Annotated in this window: 16 protein-coding genes; 2 read left to right on the forward strand and 14 right to left on the reverse strand. The window is 54.2% G+C overall.

The genetic code is table 11. From position 1 onward, the window contains the following. Positions 1-96 precede the first annotated feature (96 nt). The 6 genes from QGT73_RS01925 to QGT73_RS01950 all read right to left on the reverse strand — a co-directional run bounded on the left by QGT73_RS01925 (position 97) and on the right by QGT73_RS01950 (position 6972). On the reverse strand, positions 97-1560 hold the full coding sequence (locus tag QGT73_RS01925) for a TrkH family potassium uptake protein (protein WP_280121192.1): 1464 nt from the start codon (positions 1558-1560) through the stop codon (positions 97-99). Positions 1561-1582: 22 nt separating this feature from the next. After that, positions 1583-2917 (reverse strand): Trk system potassium transporter TrkA, encoded by a 1335-nt coding sequence (gene trkA / locus QGT73_RS01930; protein ID WP_280121193.1) that lies wholly within the window; start codon positions 2915-2917, stop codon positions 1583-1585. A 92-nt stretch (positions 2918-3009) separates the two neighbouring features. Beyond that, the gene (locus tag QGT73_RS01935) at positions 3010-4407 is read right to left on the reverse strand and encodes an MATE family efflux transporter (RefSeq protein ID WP_280121194.1); all 1398 of its coding nucleotides are present in this window, start codon (positions 4405-4407) and stop codon (positions 3010-3012) included. A 20-nt stretch (positions 4408-4427) separates the two neighbouring features. Then, positions 4428-5567, reverse strand: a complete 1140-nt coding sequence (locus QGT73_RS01940) for a MalY/PatB family protein (RefSeq protein WP_280121195.1) — start codon at positions 5565-5567, stop codon at positions 4428-4430. Positions 5568-5571: 4 nt separating this feature from the next. Then, positions 5572-6414, reverse strand: coding sequence for a DUF3737 family protein (locus QGT73_RS01945; protein ID WP_280121196.1), 843 nt, complete (start codon positions 6412-6414; stop codon positions 5572-5574). 174 nt (positions 6415-6588) lie between these two features. Then, the gene (locus QGT73_RS01950) at positions 6589-6972 is read right to left on the reverse strand and encodes a nuclear transport factor 2 family protein (RefSeq protein WP_123617373.1); all 384 of its coding nucleotides are present in this window, start codon (positions 6970-6972) and stop codon (positions 6589-6591) included. 165 nt (positions 6973-7137) lie between these two features. On the opposite strand from QGT73_RS01950, the gene QGT73_RS01955 reads away from it, so the two are divergent. Next, positions 7138-7503 (forward strand): winged helix-turn-helix transcriptional regulator, encoded by a 366-nt coding sequence (locus QGT73_RS01955; protein WP_280121197.1) that lies wholly within the window; start codon positions 7138-7140, stop codon positions 7501-7503. A gap of 77 nt (positions 7504-7580) precedes the next feature. Continuing rightward, positions 7581-8144, forward strand: a complete 564-nt coding sequence (locus tag QGT73_RS01960) for a flavin reductase family protein (protein WP_280121198.1) — start codon at positions 7581-7583, stop codon at positions 8142-8144. Positions 8145-8255: 111 nt separating this feature from the next. Here QGT73_RS01960 and QGT73_RS01965 read toward each other — a convergent pair whose 3' ends face one another. The 8 genes from QGT73_RS01965 to QGT73_RS02000 all read right to left on the reverse strand — a co-directional run bounded on the left by QGT73_RS01965 (position 8256) and on the right by QGT73_RS02000 (position 18883). Continuing rightward, entirely contained in the window at positions 8256-9695 is a 1440-nt protein-coding gene (locus tag QGT73_RS01965; RefSeq protein ID WP_280121199.1) for a DUF8037 domain-containing protein, read from the reverse strand. A gap of 92 nt (positions 9696-9787) precedes the next feature. Further along, positions 9788-10870: a cadherin repeat domain-containing protein gene (locus QGT73_RS01970; protein ID WP_280121200.1), complete on the reverse strand. Its 1083-nt coding sequence runs from the start codon at positions 10868-10870 to the stop codon at positions 9788-9790. A gap of 39 nt (positions 10871-10909) precedes the next feature. Then, on the reverse strand, positions 10910-12448 hold the full coding sequence (locus QGT73_RS01975; RefSeq protein WP_280121201.1) for a RagB/SusD family nutrient uptake outer membrane protein: 1539 nt from the start codon (positions 12446-12448) through the stop codon (positions 10910-10912). Between the two features lie 46 nt (positions 12449-12494). Beyond that, the gene (locus tag QGT73_RS01980; protein ID WP_280121202.1) at positions 12495-15542 is read right to left on the reverse strand and encodes a SusC/RagA family TonB-linked outer membrane protein; all 3048 of its coding nucleotides are present in this window, start codon (positions 15540-15542) and stop codon (positions 12495-12497) included. A 599-nt stretch (positions 15543-16141) separates the two neighbouring features. After that, a complete protein-coding gene (locus tag QGT73_RS01985) occupies positions 16142-16945 on the reverse strand; it encodes a hypothetical protein (protein WP_280121203.1) in 804 nt (267 codons plus the stop codon). Between the two features lie 35 nt (positions 16946-16980). Continuing rightward, positions 16981-17415, reverse strand: coding sequence for an ExbD/TolR family protein (locus QGT73_RS01990; protein WP_280121204.1), 435 nt, complete (start codon positions 17413-17415; stop codon positions 16981-16983). Between the two features lie 4 nt (positions 17416-17419). Then, positions 17420-18067 carry a MotA/TolQ/ExbB proton channel family protein gene (locus tag QGT73_RS01995; RefSeq protein ID WP_280121214.1) on the reverse strand — a complete coding sequence of 216 codons (648 nt, stop codon included), beginning with the start codon at positions 18065-18067 and terminating at the stop codon, positions 17420-17422. Between the two features lie 99 nt (positions 18068-18166). After that, positions 18167-18883 carry a pyridoxine 5'-phosphate synthase gene (locus tag QGT73_RS02000; RefSeq protein WP_280121215.1) on the reverse strand — a complete coding sequence of 239 codons (717 nt, stop codon included), beginning with the start codon at positions 18881-18883 and terminating at the stop codon, positions 18167-18169. Between the last annotated feature and the right edge of the window lie 108 nt (positions 18884-18991).

Here is an 18991-nt window from a genome sequence, read left to right on the forward strand (position 1 = left end):
GGGGATTTTTCACACACAAAGTTAACTATTTTGTAACAGAATAACAAAATATTACCATATATGTACTATGTAAAACCACAGTTTTATCCATCCTGCTCACCGCCGCCAGAAGGAGGGAAGGAGCAAGACGAGAAATGTAAACAGCTCGAGACGGCCTACGAGCATCACGACCGTAAGAAGCCACTTGACCGCACATGGCAGACAGGCAAATCCGCCCTCCGCTCCGGTGGCCCCATAGCCGAGTCCGTTACAGCCGATACATGAACACACCATGAAGAGCGAGTCGGTAAACGTGTAGCCAAACATGGTTATGAATCCCGTCGAGATGACCACGACAAGCATATAAATCATCACAAACGCCGATATGCGCGTCACAAGACTGCTTTGGAGCGCGCTGCCGTTGAGACTGACCACGTAGACTCGTTTCTGAAACACGGTGCGCTTGAGTTCATTGGAAAAGTTGCGCCACAACACTACGAGACGGTCTATCTTGATGCCGCCCGAGGTCGAGCCGGCACACGCGCCACACAGCATAAGCAGTATGGTCAGAAACAATGAGAACGGTCCCCATGTCTCGGCCTCGGCGATGGAGAATCCTGTCGACGTTATGGCCGACACTATGTGAAACATCGGATATACAAGCAACTCACCGACTCCTCCGGTGGCTCCGCGCAGCAATGCCGACGCCAGCAGCAACACATAGGCTACGGCCAGCACTGCGACAAACGCGACAAATACATCATTGCGCAGCACTCCTCTCACACCGTTGCTCCACACGTGATAAAGCAGCATGAAGTTGAGACCGGCAAGAAACATCACGACAGTAAGCACTACATACACATAGTCCGAAGCCCAATAGGCTATGCCTGCGTTGTGGGTCGAAAATCCGCCCGTGGCAACTGCGGCAAACGTCTGACACACACTGTCGAAGAGATTGACCGGGCCGGCCCACAGCAATAGAGTCGAGGCCACGGTTATGACCACATACACTCCCCAGAGCGAAAGTGCCGTCTGACGGATGCGAGGATGCAGCTTGTCGTGCGTTATGCCGGTGGCCTCGGCGTTGAACATCGATATGCCCGACGGCCTGTTGAGCTCGGGCAATACGGCGAGCATGAAGAGTATGATGCCGAGTCCGCCTATCCATTGAGTGAACGCCCGCCAGAACAGTATGCCGTGTGACTGGCTGTCGACATCGGCAATCATGCTCGCACCGGTGGTGGTGAATCCCGAAATCACCTCAAACATCGCGTCGGTAAATCCCAGCGGCCGCTCGCTGAGCATGAACGGTATCATGCCGAAAAACGAAAACACTATCCATATAAGTGCCGTGATAAAAAAACCTTCGCGACGACGTATCGGAGTCTCCGTACGACGTGTCGACAGTTTGGCCGCACCACCTACGGCAAACGCCGCCGTGGCTGCCACTGCAAAGCCCTTCCAGTCGCTCTCTCGGTAGACAAGACTCACAGCCATAGGCACAAGCAACATCAGCGACTCTATCAATATCAGCCGCCCCATTATCCTCGCTATCGAATTGAAATCCAATGCAGTCTTCATCAGTAAATCCCTCCCCTTGCCGCTATCTGAACAGACGTTCGAGTCGTGAAATCATGCCTGAGACACAAAAGATGACCACATGGTCGCCGGGTTGTATGCGTGAACGCCCCTCGACAAGCATCCCTACGCCGTCGCGTATGAGACCGCCGACGGTGATGTCGCGCGGCAACGACAGTTCGGCCACAGGCTTTGACACTATCCTGGAGTCCTCGGGTGCTATCATCTCGGTTATCTCGGCCTTGTAGAGCGACATACACTGGGTCGTGGCCACATTGGAGTCGAGAAGCACATTGAGTATCCTGCCGGCATTAAGCAGTTTCTTGTTGATAATCTTGTCGATCGACAGGCTCTCGGCCTCGGGCATGTACTGAAGCTCCTCGATTCTTGCCAGAGTCTTGCGCACACCGTGCTCACGTGCCACCATGCATGACACGATGTTAGTCTCCGAGCTGCCGGTGAGAGCCAGAAACATGTCGCAACGGTCTATGCCCTCGTCCTTGAGCGTGGCCACATCGTTGGCCGAAGCGTTGACCGCCACCACACCCGGGAAACGGCGCGAGACAGCCATGCAACGCTCGCGGTCGGGGTCTATCACCGTCACCTTATATTTATTGCCGATGAGTCCGAGAAGATTTTCAGTCACGCGTCCCGCCCCCGACACCATGATGTGTCTCACGCGGCTCTCGCTCTGACCACACAGGTCACGCAACACATCGACGTTATCGGGAAGCACCGAGAAGTATACGGTGTCACCCTCAAGCAGACAGTCATTGCCGCCGGGGATGATGATTTCGTTCTTGCGTCTTATTGCCGAGACGTGAAACAGCCGTGGCGTATTGGGCACATCGCGCAGATATTTACCGCAGAGCGTGCCCGACGCCTGCATGCGCACACCCACCACATACAAGGCCCCGCGATGGAGCTGAAACCACTCGCTGACCCAGTTGTGTTCGATAAACTGTGCTATCTCCACAGCCGCAAGACGCTCGGGATAGACTATCATGTCGACACCATGGGTCTTGAGCATCGCCTTTACGTCGTCTCGGTCAAACTCCGGGTTGTCGACCCTTGCCACGCACCGTCGCGCACCACACATCCGGGCCATCTCGCAGGCGATGATATTGACCGTCTCGTCGGGCGTCACAGCCACAAACAGGTCGGCCGCGTCGGCCCCGCACTGCATGAGATTACCAACCGAGAGCGGGGAGCCTTCAAATGTTATGAAATTGCCAGCGGCATCAAGCTCGGCCAGATGCTCGGCATTGGTGCCCATCAGCACTATATTTTGATTCTCGACCGAAAGCATTTCGGCAAGATGCGTGCCGGTCTCACCGTCGCCGGCTATGATGATTCTCATTTTATATGATTTGATGTGACCGGCAAAATTATAATAATTCGCGCAATTATACAACACGATTCGTATCCGCACGAGTCGTCGCCGCAGTCACGTCACAATCCCTTTCTGAGCCACGCACCCGAGAGGAGCCGCCACAGAAATATGGCCCCGCGGAACATCAGCTCTATACACATGGCCGTCCATACTCCCGCAAGCCCCATTGTCGGCGCGAGAAGCGCGGCAAGCGGCAGACGCACCAGCCAGATGCTGCCAAAGTTCATGGCCGCCGGCATGATGGTGTCGCCGACACCTATCATTACGCCATAGGCTACAATCGAGGCGGCAAACATCGGTTCGGCAAAAGCCTCGATGCGCAGCGAGCGCACGCCAAGGTCGACAATCTCCCCTACCGGCGACATCATCTCCATGACCCAAGGGGCAAAGATATAGAGCACTATGCCCATCACTGTCATGGTCACCATGCCGAGCACCACGGTTATGTAGCCAAAACGCCTGGCCAGGTCGAGCCGTTTCGCGCCGTAGCTCTGCCCTACAAGTGTCGTGGCCGCGTCACCTATTCCGTAGCCGGGCATATAGCAGATGCTCTCGGCTGTGACGGCAAAGGCGTTGGCCGCTATGGCCATGACCCCGAGCGGGGCCACTATCACCGTCACCGCTATCTGCGCTCCGCATATCACGGCATGCTCGAGTGTCATCGGAGCCGAGACCTTGAGAGCCTTGCGCAACACGTCGCGCACGGGTCGGAAGCTGCCGTGCTCACGCCCTATGGCCAGACCGTCCTGACGAAAGCAGAGATACCACATCATGGCTCCGGCCGTGACTATTTCGGCCGACACTGTGCCGAGGGCGGCTCCGAGCACTCCGAGTCCGGCCCCGGGCATCGTAAAACCCATGCCGGCTATCTCGATAGGACGTGTGGGAAATATGAGCACGAAATTGAATATCACGTCGAGCACACACATCATGACGTTAAGTCCGCCCGGCACTTTCATATTGCCTGCACATCTCAGCATGCCTCCGCCGAGATAGTTCATCGTCAGGAGCGGGAGTGCGAGCACAAACACGAGAAAATAGAGCGATGCCTTGGGACACACGGCCGCGTCTCCGCCGAGCCAATGAGGCAACTGTCCGGCAATGCACGCACCCGTCACAGCCACAGCCACACTGAATATCAGACACGACGTGATGGCCTGACGGAGTATGCGTCGCGCTCGCTCGTGTTCACCCGCGCCTATACTGTGGGCCACCTGTACGGAAAATCCCATAGTGACGGCCGAACAGATGCCCCAGAAGAGCCACAGCGAGGTGGAGACGAGTCCGACCGATGCCGAATCGTCGGCACCGAGGCGTCCCACCATGGCCGCGTCGATATACTGCATCATGATACTCGACAACTGGGCCATCATGGCGGGCCATGACAGCCTGGCGGTCAGCTTGAGCTGCTGCCCTAAAGTGAGATTGGTCGAGTGATTGATGAGCGAATTGGCCATAAGGGACACTTGACAGGTGTTTAAAAATCTGATTTCATAATCCTTCCGTATGCTTCTTCGAGTCGCGGGCGCGGACAGGCTATGTTGAGACGGATATAACGGTCGTCGCCATACATGGCTCCGTCATTGATTTTCACCCTGCACTTCTCCTCGACCATACGGGCAAACTCTGTCCCCGTGAGTCCGAGAGATGAAATGTCGACCCAAGGCAGATAAGTAGCCTCCAGACGGGCGAGCGCACACTGCGGGAAACGGCTATGGAAAAACCGGCGCGTATACTCCCAGTTGTCGGCCAGACACTCCTTGAGTCCGTCAAGCCACACGGCCCCTTCGTCGCTGTAAGCGGCTATGAGAGCCTCGACTCCGAAAGGATTAACGTCACACACCTCGTTGATATTGATGGCCCGGTCGATCAGCGCGCGCTTTCGGGCCGACGGACTTATGATATTGGCTATCTGAAGCCCGGCAGTGTTGAAAGCCTTTGAGGGCGACACGCACACTATGGCCTCGGGGTCGACTGTGCCGTAAGGGGTGTAGGCATAACCCGGCATTGTCAGTTCGCAATGTATCTCGTCGCTCACCACCTGCACTCCGTGACGCGCGCAGATGTCGCGCACGCTCCGCAGCTCCTCGGGCATCCATACGCGCCCGCCGGGATTGTGAGGATTGCACAGGAGCAGCATGGTGTTGGCCGGATCGGCCGCCAGACGGTCGAGCGCGTCAAAGTCCATGCGGTAGGAAAACTCGCCCTCGCCCGCCGGCACAGTCACCAGCGGACACTCGACTATGCGGCATCCGTTGTTGCGTATCGACGAGAAAAAGCAGTTGTAGACCGGAGTCATGACTATGACACCGTCGCCCGGCCGCACAAGGGCTTTGATTATGGCCGAGAGAGCGGGCACAACTCCCGATGTGTAGATGACATCATTACGGGTGAACGTATAGCCATGGCGTGAGGCAAACCATCGTGTCAGGGCCTCGTAATACTCATCACGCACGAGTGTGTAGCCAAAGACTCCGTGCTCTACCCTGCGGCGGAGAGCATCGATGACACACGGTGCCGTGGCAAAGTCCATGTCGGCCACCCAAAGCGGTATGGTGCCGGGATATTCGTCCCATTTATAAGAACCTGTGCCGGCTCGGTCAGGTGATACAAGCATATGACTATCGGGTTTCAATTTTACAATCGGCCGGCGGGAGGATATTGGCGTCGAGTATGAGCTCGCCTACCGACGGTAGAGTGATCGAGCCTGTGCGTGGATTTTTGATACTTGTGACAGGCGACATGATTGTGGCGCGCACGTCCGAGTCCTCAAAGGCAAGGTCGGCGTCAGCGTCAAAAGTGCAGTCCTCAAGCACCAGACCCTCGCAGTAACACAACGGCTGTGTGCCGGATATGCGGCAGCGCACCAGCCGCAGACCGCGCGAGTGCCAGCCGAGATATTCGCCCGATAGCGTGGAGTCATAGACAGTGACATTCTCGGTGTTCCAGAAAGCATCCTTGGAGTGAATCTCGGCGTTGCGTATCACTACGTTGCGGCAATACTGAAATGAATAGTTGCCTTCCTGACGATAGCGGTCGATGTCGATATTCTCGGAATGCATGAACAGATAGTCGGCATTTCTGACATCGACGTCGCGCATCACCACGTTGCGGCAGTGCCAGAGTGTCTCCTGAGCGTCGGGTATATTTACACGCTCCATCTCTATGCCGTCCATTTCGCGAAACATCTTGGGCGCGTCGACCTGTGTGTCGGTCATGCGCAGCCCCGACGAGTACCACAGAGCGGCACGCGCTCCGGGCGTAAAGAGGCAATGCTCGACCACAAATCCTCTGACATGCCAGAAAGGATATTTACCTTCAAAACGACAGTTGCGCGCCACTACGTCTGTACAGCATTTCAGGGCCGACTCGCCGGCATGGATTGTAACGTTGTCGAGCTCTATATCATGACTTGCAAACAGCGGACGCTCTCCGCCAAACTCTTTGTCCTTGATGATTTCCATAAGTTGATTTTGATTGGTTTTAATACTTTCTGCAAAATTAACAAGCTCTCAGGAAATGTATTGAACCATTCTTTCGGATATACCTACCACTTTTGACGTACAAAATTACCACTTTTTTCTTATTTGGGCAAATCGGCTGATTTTCAAGGTGGATTGGTGACGGGTGATTAGCTCTTACTTATTGATGGTGTCCGAGTTCTGGTTGTATGCCTTGGCCACACACTTCCATTCGCCATCGAGTTTGAGCAACAGAAGGAAGTCGGTGAAGTCGATGGTGCCACCCCATCCCTCTTCAAGAACGCGGACGACCGCCACGGTCTCCTCGACTGCCAGCACATCTATTCGGGCTTTGAACTCTGCTCCTGCTCCAACGGTATCGACATTGTGGTAAAACTGCTCTATGGAGCCGCGCTCGACGGTGCCGTTAAGTATGCCGAACAGCACGGCATCGTCGGTAAACAGAGTCTTTGCATACTCACTGTTGCCCTCGGCTACACTCTTTACAAACTTCTCGGCGGCACGTGCCACGGCTTCGTATTCTTTGATTTTGTCTCGCATAATTTTATATATTTATTTGATTATCTGAGTGCAAAATTACTATGGTAATATACTAAAATCAAGTACCGAAAAATTATTCATATACCGAAAATTTTTTCGGTATATGTAAATTAAACAGTTATTGACTAACTTTGTAACCGTCAAGAAAAATAAAAAACTTACCCGATGGCATACGAAAAGAAAATACCTGTGGATCTGGACTGTCCGTTACGGCTTACAATGAGTCTGATCGAGTCGAAATGGAAGTCTTGTATCCTTGACGAATTGAGAAACGGTGAGCCGAAGCGACCGAGCGAGGTACACAAATGTCTGCCGGAAGCCGCTCCGCGAGTACTCGACATTCAACTCAAAGAGATGGTGGAGGACGGCCTCGTAACAAAGACAATCTATCCGGAACTACCTCCACGCTCAGAGTATAAAATCACCGGACTCGGACTATCACTGATACCAATCATTGACCTTATGCTAAAATGGGGCGAGGAACACTTTGATATTTTTGAGCGGAAATATGGCCGCAAGTGTGACAAGTGAACGTGAGGCCTATCGGATATGGTAAAATATGGCTTATGATTGTTATAAACTTATGTAACGAGTAAAAATTAGGAATAATGACGAATTTCAAACCAAAGGCATGGCTGCTTCCTCAGCCTGTACTAATCATCGGCACTTATGATGCCGACGGCACTCCCAATGCCATGAATGCCGCCTGGGGCGGTCAATGGGACATGAACGAAATCATGATTTCAATGGGCGCACACGCCACTACGGAAAATCTTAACCGCAACGGAGATTTCACCGTTGCCTTTGCCACTGTTGATACTCTCACGGCCTCCGACTATGTAGGCATCGTAAGCGGCAAGACTCACCATGATAAAATAGCGAAAACCGGATGGAAAGCCGTCAAAGGTGAAAATGTCAATGCTCCTGTTTTCGACTGTTTCCCTATGACAATGGAGTGCCGCATCAAGGAGAAGCTTTACGAGTCAGAATCGGGTTACTATATCGTGGCCGAAATCGTCAATATAGTCTGCGATGAGAATTATCTGGCAGAGGACGGCAAACCTGATGTCGAGAAAATGCGGCTCATAACCTTTGACCCGGTTCATAATGGCTATATCGCCCTCGGTGAGAAGGTCGGAAATGCTTTCTCCGATGGCAAAGCTCTGAAATAATCACTGAAATAAGAGGGTGTCTAATAACTTGAAAATCGCCCGGCCTGCTCACGTGGAGCATGGTCGGGCGACGCTATCAGAGGGTGTTATGTTTTCTGACTTGATTCTACCTTACTGAGCTGTCAGTGTGTAGGTGTAGGGCACGGATGTAAGGTCGAGGGTCACGAGATATGTACCTTCGGGAGCCTTGCAGTTGGGTCCGTTATACTGGAGGTCGTCTGCGGCACCGCCGTAGCTGAGATCCCATGAGTTGTTGAAAGCAAACTTGAACTCACCTCCCTGCAGATCGGCCACCACTGTCCAGTGGAGATAGTCGGCAGAGGTCATCGTAGAGTTGATGTCCCATCCGTTAAATCCGCCGGGGATATTCACGGCCGAGATATAGGTGAGGGTATAGGTGAGGTCGTTGGTGTTGACATCGGCGAAATAGAGGCCTTCGCCCTGGGCGGGAAGCTCGAGGTTGCCGGCTCCGCCGTCGGTCGACAGCACACCGTCAGTGCCCGAGTTGCCATAGTTGGTACCGTTCCAGTTGGGGGCGTCGGTAAACTTGAAGATACCGTTGATGTAGACAAATCCGCGATACTTGCCGGTCTCATAGGATACGAGTTGCTGAGAGTTGTCAAAGTTCCATCCGTTGGAGTTGCCGGGGGTGTAGAGCACCGAGGGGAGCTTTTCAATCTCATAAGTGAGGTCAAGCATATTGACCTTAAAGAGCATGCCGGCATTTTCAGTAATCACGCCGGGGGTGCCGTAGTCCTGAGTGTCATTGATTACGAGCGCGCCCTTGAGACTGTTGCTGAACTCAACGCCAAAGCTCGACTGAGGAGCGTCGACAAAGTGTCCGGCAGCGTGGGTCGACTCGGGGATAATCACCCATTCCCAGTCGGGAGTGAATGCGGGCACCTTGAGCGTGAAGGTGGGGTCGTCATAGGGGTCATACTCGTTGTGGCTAAACTTGAGAGCCTTGGAGAAATCCCAGTCGCAGAACGAGCCGACGAGATAATAGGCATCCTCGATTACATATCCGTCGAAAAGGTCAAACGGTGTCACCTGAGTGGAGAATGTCGAGTAATATGCGTTCTCGTTGCCGAGACGTATGGTCTGGTCACCTTTTACGGCCCATGCGGGAATACGTATATAGGTAGTTGTCGTGCCGGGATTCTTGCCGAAGAGTGCCTGGTGGGCTGTCTCCCAGTCATCGGCCTGGACAGTCACATTGCCCTCGGCATCGGTCACGGCCTGAATGGTCTGCTTCTCGGTGAAAGCGGCGTCCTTGCCAAGCTCAATCGAGAGCACCTCGGCACGATAGCCTTCGGGAAAGTCGGCAGGGGTCTCGATAGTGGCGAGATTGATTGTGCCGCCGTTATCGTTGGCCTGGATAAGATTGATGCCCTGCTGTGCGGCAGCCGCGGGTGTCAGAGGCACATTGTCGACCGTAAGTATGGGGAGCTGTGGATTAGTCTGGGGCAGACCGGTGGATTCCTCGATTTCATCACAGGCCACAAAGCCGAGCGCGAGTGCAGCTAATCCGAATAATGCTGAATATTTCATGTAATAGTGTTATTCATTGTTTATTTCAGTATGCGGGAGGCTTATCCGCGACTCCCGCATACTGAAAGTCGAATTTTTTACTTAGAGGATGTTTAATCGAAAGTGGCTGTGTAGGGGAGCTTGGAGAGGTCGAGCGTTACGGTCACTTCACCGCTCTCGCCTACCATATTGCCGCCACCAAACTCAAGAGCGTCGATGGCTCCGCCAAGGTTGAGATCCCATGAGTTGTTGAAGGCAAACTTAAACTCTTCACCGTTGAGGTCGGCGGTTATTGTCCAGTGGAGATAATCGGTCGACGTCATGGTCGAGGTGATATCCCATCCGTTGAATCCGCCGGGGATATTCACGGCCGAGATGTAGGTGAGAGTGTAAGTGAGGTCGTTGGTGTTGACCTGGGCATAGTAGAGACCTTCGCCCTGGGCGGGGAGTGCAAGGTTGCCCGCGCCGCCGTCATCAGAGAGCTCGCCCTCTACGCCGGTGCTGCCATAGTTGACACCATCCCAGTTGGGAGCGGAGGTAAACTTGAACTCACCGTTGATATAGACAAATCCGCGATACTTGCCCTCCTCGTAGCTTGCGAGCTGCTGCGAGTTGTCATGGCTCCAGCCGTTGGAGTTGCCGGGAGTGTAGAGCACGTCAAGCGCGGCGACATTAGAGGCAAAGTAGCCCTGCACCTGAGGGAATGTGATGGGCTCGGAGACGATACGGGTCGAAAGCTGGTCGGCCACCTGTGCTATTACGCGGACGTAGAGCGGGCGGGGACCTTCGTCGGTATACTGTGCCTCCTCGGTAATGCCGCGCATCTCGCAGATGGCTACTGCGATAGCGTTCTCGGGAATCTCCATCACCGCGCTGTAGGGGTTGTTGGTCGCGATGAGCACAGAGTAAGGTATGGCATCCTCGTCATCGGGAGCGGGAGCGGGAAGGCTCTCGCCGAAGTCGGGATAGATCGACACTTCGGCTGTGTAGGTCGGGGCAAGCGCGAGACCATAGTTGGGCTGCGAGCAGGTTATCTCCATCACTCCGTCGGGCGAGAGATCATAGAGCTGATTGACAAACGGAGGGGTGTTTACCTTAAATTCGGTCGGCTCCTGGAGCACAGGATCCTTGTCGGCCTCGCAAGAGGTGAGCCCGGCAACTGCCAATGCCATCAAGCCAAATATATGAAGTTTCATATTGAATCGGTGTAATTATTCAGAATAAATGATGATGAATTAATAGCCGGGGTTCTGGCCGAGGGTGGGCACATACTGTGCGGGGATACAGCATACGTTGCGATAAGACTGTGTAGCGGCTCCGGCCTCCACACCGCCTTTCCATGACCAGTTGTAGGCATTGCCGGCAAACTTGCCGAAGCGCACGAGGTCGCTGCGGCGGTGGCCCTCCCAGTAAAGCTCGCGGAGACGCTCGGTGAGGATGTCGTCGAGAGTGTAGGAGGTGACTGAGCCGAGACCGGCACGGTTGCGCACGTCGTTGAGGCGGGCGAGACCGTTGCAGTTGGAGGCTCCGTGCTTCTCACACTCGGCGAGCATCAGATAAGTGTCGGCGAGACGGAAGAGGGGGAAGTCGGTGGAGTTGAACACGGTCGATGTGGTTGACGAGCCGTCGGCGTTGTCATAGTTGTCCTCGGGAGTGTAGACAAACTTCACACACATGTATCCGTCACCGTCCTTGGTCCAGGAGTCAAGATTGTGGAGATTCTCATTGAACGAGCCCTCGTAGATGAGGCGACGCTTGTCGTTCTTGGCGAGAGCCTGTGACAGCTCGGGACGCACGCGGGGACCGCCCCAGCCGTCGACACCGCAGCCGTAAGGCTTGTCGACAGCCACCTCGGCATTGTATGCACCGCCCGAGATGTAGGTGGTGCCGCCATAGGTGTGGAGGGTGTTGGTGTCCTGAGGTATGCCCCAGAGGATTTCACCGTTGCCCACATACTTGTCATTGGTGGCGCAGAAGAGATATTTGTACTCGGGAGCGAGCTGATTGATGGTCTTGAGTATCTCGTTGCAGGCGTCGGCACACTGCTGCCACATGCCCTGGCCGGTGTAGACCTCGGCGTTGAGATACATCTTGGCGAGGAGCATATAGCCGGCCTCGCGCGAGATGCGGCCATATACCTGCTGCGAAGCGGGACGCAGACCCGGAACGGCAGCGAGAAGGTCGGCCACTACGGCGTCAAAGAGCTGCTTGCGGTCGTAGGTGGGAGGTGTTGCTCCGACTACGGAATTTTCGTCGGTCCAGGGACCGCGGCCGAAGATGTCTATCATATGATAGTATGAAAGGTCGCGGAGCACACGGGCCTCGCAGCGCAGTGTGTTGATTTCGTCCTCGGCTATCAGACCCGAAGCGTTGCCGATGGTGCGGAGAAACTCGTTGCAGAGAGCTATCTGATAGTTGAAACGCGAGAAGCACTCATAGAGCCAGTGGTTGTCGCTCGACCATGTGGAGAAGCCGAGTTCCTGGATGCCGGCGTCGTTCCAGTTGTAACCTACGATGGCTTCGTCAGACGGAAGTTCCTGTACGTTCCAGAGCTGACGGGTGTAGACACCCGCGCCACCGTCGTCGACAGCGATGCCGCCCTCGAGCACAAGACCTCCGTAGACTCGGGCCATGAGAGCATAATAATCTTCGGCAGTGGTCAACTCCAGCTTGGTGGTGGGGTTCTCGGGGCTGACGTCAAGGTCGTCAACACAGGAGGTAAAGCCCATCGAAAGCGCGATGCCACCTATTATTATATATTTTGAGAATTTCATGATTCTTGTAATTCAATATTGTTAGTGTTGATAACTGTGACAGATGTTAGAACGAAGCGACAACGCCAAGCGAGAATGTGGTGGGCTTGGGATATACACCGTTGTCGATGCCTGAGAATACCTCGGGGTCAAGACCTTTGTATTTGGTGATGACGAAAGGATTCTGTACGGCTCCGTAGAGACGCAGACGCAGGTGGTTGTTGAGGAGGTTCTGCCATGTGTAACCCAGAGTGATATTGTCGCAGCGGAGGAACGAAGCGTTCTGTACGAAATAATCGCTCATGATGGTGGTGATGTCGGATGTCTCGAAGAGGAAGGTGTCGGCCATGAGGTTGCTCAGGGGGAGAGCGGCGTTGGCACGCTTGCTTACATTGGCTGCCTGGTTGTTGTTATACATCCAGTTGCCGATATTGGCGCGGAGCACGAAACCAAAGTCCCAGTTCTTCCAGTTGAAAGTATTGTTCCATGTCATTGTCACCTTGGGGTCGCGGCTGTGATAGAGATATTTGTCGGCCTCGTTGATCTGGCCGTCGCCGTTGCGGTCAACGAAGACACCCTCGAGAGGATTGCCGTTCTTGTCATAGACCTGCTCGTAGACATAGAAGCTGTAGGCGGGATGTCCTACCTCATGTTTCTGGATGGTGCCGCCTGTACCGGCCGAGATGCCGCCGGTCTGGGTGTCGGCACCCTCGGCAAGACGTGTGATCTTGTTTTTGTTCCAGGCTACGTTGTAGGATGATGTCCATGTGAAATCCTTGGTAACGATGGGACGGGCGGTGAGTGTGAACTCGACACCGATATTCTCGAGGTCGCCGATATTCATGTTACCCTTGTTGGTAAGGTTGGAACCTGCGGGATAGTTGGCAAATGTGAGGAGGTCTTTGGTCTTGCGCTTGTAGAAGTCGATGCTGCCGAGGATGCGGTTGTTCATGAAACCGAAGTCAAGACCGGCGTTCCATGTGGCAGTCTCCTCCCACTTGATGTCTGAATTGTAGGCACCGGGGGTAATGGGGAGAACACCGTCGCCCTTGCCTGTGAGCGAGGGATATTTGCCGGCAAGGTCTTCCGACACGCTGTAGATGGGGAGATAGGGGAAGAGGTCATCGCCGAGATCCTGCTGGCCGGTGATACCGTAGCCGGCACGGAGCTTGAGATCGTTGAGATAGCCGCGAGCACCTTCCATAAAGTTTTCCTCAAGTATCTTCCATCCGAGAGCTACCGAGGGGAATGTGCCCCAACGGTGGTCTTTGGAGAAGCGGCTGGTGCCGTCGCGGCGCACGGTGGCTGTCACGAGATATTTGTCAAGGAACACAAAGTTGGCACGGCCGAAGAACGACACGAGCTGCAGGGGATCGATGTTGATGCTTGTCGGACGGGCCTGCATGCCGAGATAAATCTCGTTGGCGGGATCCATGACGCGGTTTACATAAGTATATTCACGACGTTTGTTGTGGAACTTCTGCCATGAGTAGCCGGCGGTCACATCGACGCTTGATTTGATTGACTCGAAATAGTGATTGTAGTTGAGATAGAAGTCAAGAAGCAGATTGACACGTGTCTGGAACTGATCGGTGCAAGATGTGCCGCCGTCCTTGATAGTCTCGATTTTACCGTCCTTGATTACTTCATAGCCACCGTTCCATGCATTGGGGGTGTTGGGATAGTTGCCGCCGCTCCATGTGCCGTGCTGATAGTCATAACCGAGGTTAAGATTGGCACGGAGGTCGGTGAGGAAAGGCATCTTGAGGTCGAGCTGGAGATTGCCTATCGACTGGTATGACTTGCCATAGGAGTTTACGGCAGCCATGTCGGCGATGGGGTTGAGAGGTGCGGTGGTCGAGTTGATTTTCGTACCCTCGGTGTCGGGACCGGCAAGCAGACCGCCGCCTACATATGAAGTCCAGTAGCCGAAGAGCGGACAGCCGTTCTCATAGTCACGCACGGGAAGTGTGGGGTTCATGCTTGCACATGAGCCGAGGTTGTTGTTGGCATATGAGTTTTTGACATATGCTCCGAGCACATTGGCATTGACCGAAAGAAGGTCGTTGAAGAATTTGGGCGAGAGATTGATGTTGGCCGATGTGCGCTCCATCGAGGTAAACTCGAGGATACCGTTATTGTTGGAGTAGCTGATGCCCACACGATAGGGAAGTATACCTGCCGTGCCGCCGATGCTGAGGCTGTAGTCAGAGGAGAATGTGGTGCGTGTGGCCGCTTTCTGCCAGTCGGTGTTGTAGTTGCCGAGAGCACCTGCCTGGTCTGACTCGGCTCCGTATTCACTGATGATGAAGTTGCGGAACTGGTCGGCCGACATCATGTTGAGCAGCTTGCGGGGGGTGTTGATATAGGCGTTGGCTGTGAATGTCACCTGCGGAGCACCCTTGGCACCCTTCTTGGTGGTAATGATAATCACACCGTTTGACGCACGGCTACCGTAGATGGCTGTGGCCGAAGCATCCTTGAGAATTGTCATCGACTCGACGCTTTCGGGCGAGATGAGCGACAGGGGGTTGGACGAACCTACCACACCCTTGGTGTCCATAGGCACACCGTCAATCACGATAAGGGGGTCGTTGGACGCTGCAAGCGACGCACCGCCGCGTATCTGTATGTTACCGCCCTCGGAGGGATTACCGGAAGTGGTCACTACCACACCGGGCGAGGCTCCGACGAGGAGGTCCTGAGCCGAAGTGGCAAGACCGGCCTCGATTTCAGAGGGCTTTACGGTAGCCACCGAACCGGTGGCATCGCTTTTCTTTACTGTACCGTAGCCGATGGCCACTACTTCGTCAAGCATGAGCGAATTTTCCTTCATGCTTACGTTGAGTGTGGTCTGGCCGTTGACGGGTATCTCCTGTGTGTCATAACCCACATAGGAGAATACAAGGATACCGTCGGAGGGGACCGAGATGGTGTATTCACCGTCGATGTTTGTAGCCGTGCCGAGCGTTTCGCCCTTCACAAGCACACTTGCTCCGATGAGGGGTTCGCCCTCAGGGTCGATCACAGTACCACTGACCGTGATTTTCTGCGCTAAAGCCGGGAAAGAAAAGCACAGCGTAAGGAGGGCTGCAAGCCAGACTTTCCGGGTCATTTGATGACAAATGTTCTTCATGCAAGAGGTTTTTAGAACGTTGTAAATATGTTATTGTAATCTCTATATTATCAATGTGTGACGTCTAACGGCATCTGTGCTTTACGGTGCGCACCGTAAAGCACACGCCTATAGGCGTGCGTGGTAAGGACGCGTCAAAAAAAGATGAATGTAATTACGTTTTTCACGTCCCGGCCGACTGTGCGCGACAAGCGGTCATCTCGGTTGTCACACCTTGGCTGGAAAGGTCGGGGAAATTATTTTTCAATGGCTGCGAAAAGAGTCGGAGTCAAGACCTCCGACAAGTAGTAAAATACGGCTTGTCTTTTTTTACGTGGGGAAAAAATCTCTACATTATCTTTTTTTATTGTCTTTATCATTATTCCCCAATCACCCTCTGATGGCTTTTGAAGAATCTTGCGACAAATATAAAACAACTTTTCGATATATTCAAACTTTTTCACAAAAAGTTTTCAACATTTTATCAACATAATCTAACAAAAGTTGTCCTGTGCAAAAAAGTTTCAGTACATACCTGACGCACCGCCCCTTTACACCTTATTATATATAGTGATTATATATAGCAAGGGGATGATATATTATTGAAAGCGATATGTGATTGTGCCGGTCTGTATGGCTGGAGCGTCATTGTCGACCGAGAAACGCGAGGCTCGCGCGGCATTGACACAATTCTGACGCGTCGAGGCATTTGCCGCAGCCGCCCCTGTGCCTGACTGATAGGAGGCTTCGGTGACCTGTCCCTGGCGGTTGACACTGACCTTTACGGTGATAGTGCCGAGCGGGCCGGGCTGCGGTTTGCTCCACGAGTCCATTGTGCGCCCTTTGAGATTGAAGCCTGGTGTGCCGCTCAACGCGCCGGTCGACGAGTTGCCGTTGGTGCTTCCGGCCTTGCCCTGACCGGTCGAACCTGTGCCCGACTTGCCAAACTGCACTTTGTTGGCTATCTGCTGACGTGTCTCGGCTTCACGCTTCGCGCGCTCGGCCGCTTCGATTTCAGCTTTTGTCGGACCGGTCGGCTCCTTGGGTGTCTCCTTGATGACCTTGGCGGGCGATGGCCGCTCGGATGTCACCACCGGAGCCGGTGTCGGGGCCGGTGTGCCGGTATTCTCCACCGAGGGAGCCTGAGGCGCGGGGGGAGTAGGCTCGTGGACCTCGGCCGGAGCCGGCTCCTGAGATGACTCGGCAAGCTCGGGCGAGTCGCCGGTCATTACAAATTCGCCTCCAAAGAGCACTTCGGATGAGTCGACAGGAGGCCACTTGCGCTCTGCCTGCTCGGAGGGTGAATAGCGCAGATAGAGCGAGGCAAGAATCACCACCACTATTACATGAAACAGCAGTGTGGCCAGCATGGCAACTATTTTATTTCGACGCGATGGAGACATTTAGAGGTTGTTTAAAAACATATATGAACTCCGGCTCAAGGCTTGGCCGTGGCGGGAGCAGGTTTGGTGGCAAGCACCATCTTGAGGTTGTTCTGAGCTCCGAGGTCAAGCACCTTCACGAGCGTGCCGTAAGTCACCTCTTCATCGGCATAGACCGCAATGAAATCGTCGGCCGAGGGGTCGGCCTTAAGACGTGCCTCCTGAAGCGCGGCGGCGAGCGATTCGATCTCTACGTTCACCGGTTCCTCTCCGGCAAGCGACACGTAGAGTCGCGACTCCCGGTCGATAAACACCCGCGTGGAGGGCTTGAGCGCGGTCTGGTGGGAGCTCTCGGGGAGGTTGACTTCGAGCGCGGTCGGAAACACAAATGTCGAAGTGACCATAAAGAAGATGAGAAGCAGAAATATGACATCGGTCATGGATGCCATGGAAAACACTTCCATCATGCGGTGTTGTCGCTTGAGTGCCATAACTTTATGCAGGCTCGTTGAGAAGGTCCATAAACTCCATGGTCTTGGCCTCGAGGTTGTTCATCACCTTATTGATACGTGCCACGAGATAGTTGTAGGCAAAGAGGGCGATAATGCCGACGATAAGACCGGCCACTGTGGTCACCAGAGCGGCATAGATGCCGTCGGCAAGCACTGCGATGTTGGCACTCGTCCCGGCCGATGCAAGATTGTAGAAAGCGTCGACCATACCTATCACTGTGCCGAGAAAACCTATCATCGGACCGCCGGCTGCTGTGGTGGCAAGCCAGGAGAGACCCTTCTCGAGATTGGCGATCTCGATGTTGCCGGTGTTTTCGATGGCTACGAGCACATCGTTCATCGGACGGCCTATGCGCGAGATGCCTTTGAGGATGAGTCGCGAATAGGGGGTGTCGGTGCGGTGACAGAGATTGCGCGCGCTCTCGATTTCGCCGTCATGTATGTAATCGCGGATGCGCTGCATGAACGAGGAGTCTTCTTTGCGTGCGCGGCTTATGGCGATGCAACGCTCTACAAATATATATATGCTTATAATGGACAGGATGGCGAGAGGTATCATGATGAAACCGCCACGCATGGTAAGATCCCACACCGAAAGCTCCTGCACCATCTGCGCGGCCTGTTCCTGCATTACGGGAGTGAGGCTATCGGCCGTGGCCGACAGTGTGTCGACAAATTGCTGTTGAAACATGTTGAGGCTGTATATGAGTATGTATTATTATCTATTGAATCAGGAACGGAGACACTGCAGATAACGGTGTATCGTCTCCTCGAGGCCGAGATAGAGCGCGTCGCAGATGAGGGCATGGCCTATCGACACTTCGCTCAGGCGGGGAATGTGCGAGTGAAACCACTCAAGATTGACAAGGCTAAGGTCGTGGCCGGCATTCACTCCGAGACCACACTTGAAGGCTGCGTCGGCGGCCTCGACAAAGGGGGCCACGGCTCGTTCGGGGTCGGTGGGATAAAGGTCGGCATAAGGCTTGGTGTAAAGCTCTATGCGGTCGGCCCCGGTCTTGGCGGCAAGACGTATGTTGTCAATGTCGGTGCCGACAAATATCGACGAACGTATGCCGGCCTCGCGCAGACGCTCCACTACCGAGGTGAGAAACTCCATGTTGGAGGCTACGTCCCATCCGGCACTCGAAGTGAGTGCGTCGGGCGCGTCGGGCACGAGTGTCACCTGGGTGGGTCGCACCTGGAGCACAAGCTCCATAAACTCGGGCGCGGGATAACCCTCGATGTTAAACTCGGTGCGTACCAGCGGACGCAGTTTGTAGACGTCATCGCGCCTGATGTGACGCTGGTCGGGACGGGGATGCACGGTAATACCCTGCGCGCCAAAGGTCTCACAGTCGGCGGCCACTTTGAGCAGATCGGGCACATTCTCACCGCGCGCGTTGCGCAGGGTGGCTATTTTGTTGATATTAACGCTTAGATTTGTCATCATTTAAATCTTTTTGTCCCGCGGGCGGTTGAATATATATAAGAATATTAGTAACTTTGTACCACGTCCCGACAGGATTGCGGATGCAAATTTACTCAGAAAAAACTG

The sequence above is a fragment of the Duncaniella muricolitica genome (genome assembly GCF_910574735.1).
Classification (GTDB): Bacteria; Bacteroidota; Bacteroidia; order Bacteroidales; family Muribaculaceae; genus Duncaniella; species Duncaniella muricolitica.

Excerpts from the sequence above, each read along its gene's own strand:
- QGT73_RS01925 (WP_280121192.1), bottom strand. The coding sequence starts at position 1,560 with ATGAAGACTGCATTGGATTTCAATTCGATAGCGAGGATAATGGGGCGG.
- QGT73_RS01995 (WP_280121214.1), bottom strand. The coding sequence starts at position 18,067 with ATGCAGGAACAGGCCGCGCAGATGGTGCAGGAGCTTTCGGTGTGGGAT.
- trkA (WP_280121193.1), bottom strand. The coding sequence starts at position 2,917 with ATGAGAATCATCATAGCCGGCGACGGTGAGACCGGCACGCATCTTGCC.
- QGT73_RS01975 (WP_280121201.1), bottom strand. The coding sequence starts at position 12,448 with ATGAAATTCTCAAAATATATAATAATAGGTGGCATCGCGCTTTCGATG.
- QGT73_RS01945 (WP_280121196.1), bottom strand. The coding sequence starts at position 6,414 with ATGGAAATCATCAAGGACAAAGAGTTTGGCGGAGAGCGTCCGCTGTTT.
- QGT73_RS01990 (WP_280121204.1), bottom strand. The coding sequence starts at position 17,415 with ATGGCACTCAAGCGACAACACCGCATGATGGAAGTGTTTTCCATGGCA.
- QGT73_RS01970 (WP_280121200.1), bottom strand. The coding sequence starts at position 10,870 with ATGAAACTTCATATATTTGGCTTGATGGCATTGGCAGTTGCCGGGCTC.
- QGT73_RS01940 (WP_280121195.1), bottom strand. The coding sequence starts at position 5,567 with ATGCTTGTATCACCTGACCGAGCCGGCACAGGTTCTTATAAATGGGAC.
- QGT73_RS01980 (WP_280121202.1), bottom strand. The coding sequence starts at position 15,542 with ATGACCCGGAAAGTCTGGCTTGCAGCCCTCCTTACGCTGTGCTTTTCT.
- QGT73_RS02000 (WP_280121215.1), bottom strand. The coding sequence starts at position 18,883 with ATGACAAATCTAAGCGTTAATATCAACAAAATAGCCACCCTGCGCAAC.
- QGT73_RS01965 (WP_280121199.1), bottom strand. The coding sequence starts at position 9,695 with ATGAAATATTCAGCATTATTCGGATTAGCTGCACTCGCGCTCGGCTTT.
- QGT73_RS01950 (WP_123617373.1), bottom strand. The coding sequence starts at position 6,972 with ATGCGAGACAAAATCAAAGAATACGAAGCCGTGGCACGTGCCGCCGAG.
- QGT73_RS01955 (WP_280121197.1), top strand. The coding sequence starts at position 7,138 with ATGGCATACGAAAAGAAAATACCTGTGGATCTGGACTGTCCGTTACGG.
- QGT73_RS01935 (WP_280121194.1), bottom strand. The coding sequence starts at position 4,407 with ATGGCCAATTCGCTCATCAATCACTCGACCAATCTCACTTTAGGGCAG.
- QGT73_RS01960 (WP_280121198.1), top strand. The coding sequence starts at position 7,581 with ATGACGAATTTCAAACCAAAGGCATGGCTGCTTCCTCAGCCTGTACTA.
- QGT73_RS01985 (WP_280121203.1), bottom strand. The coding sequence starts at position 16,945 with ATGTCTCCATCGCGTCGAAATAAAATAGTTGCCATGCTGGCCACACTG.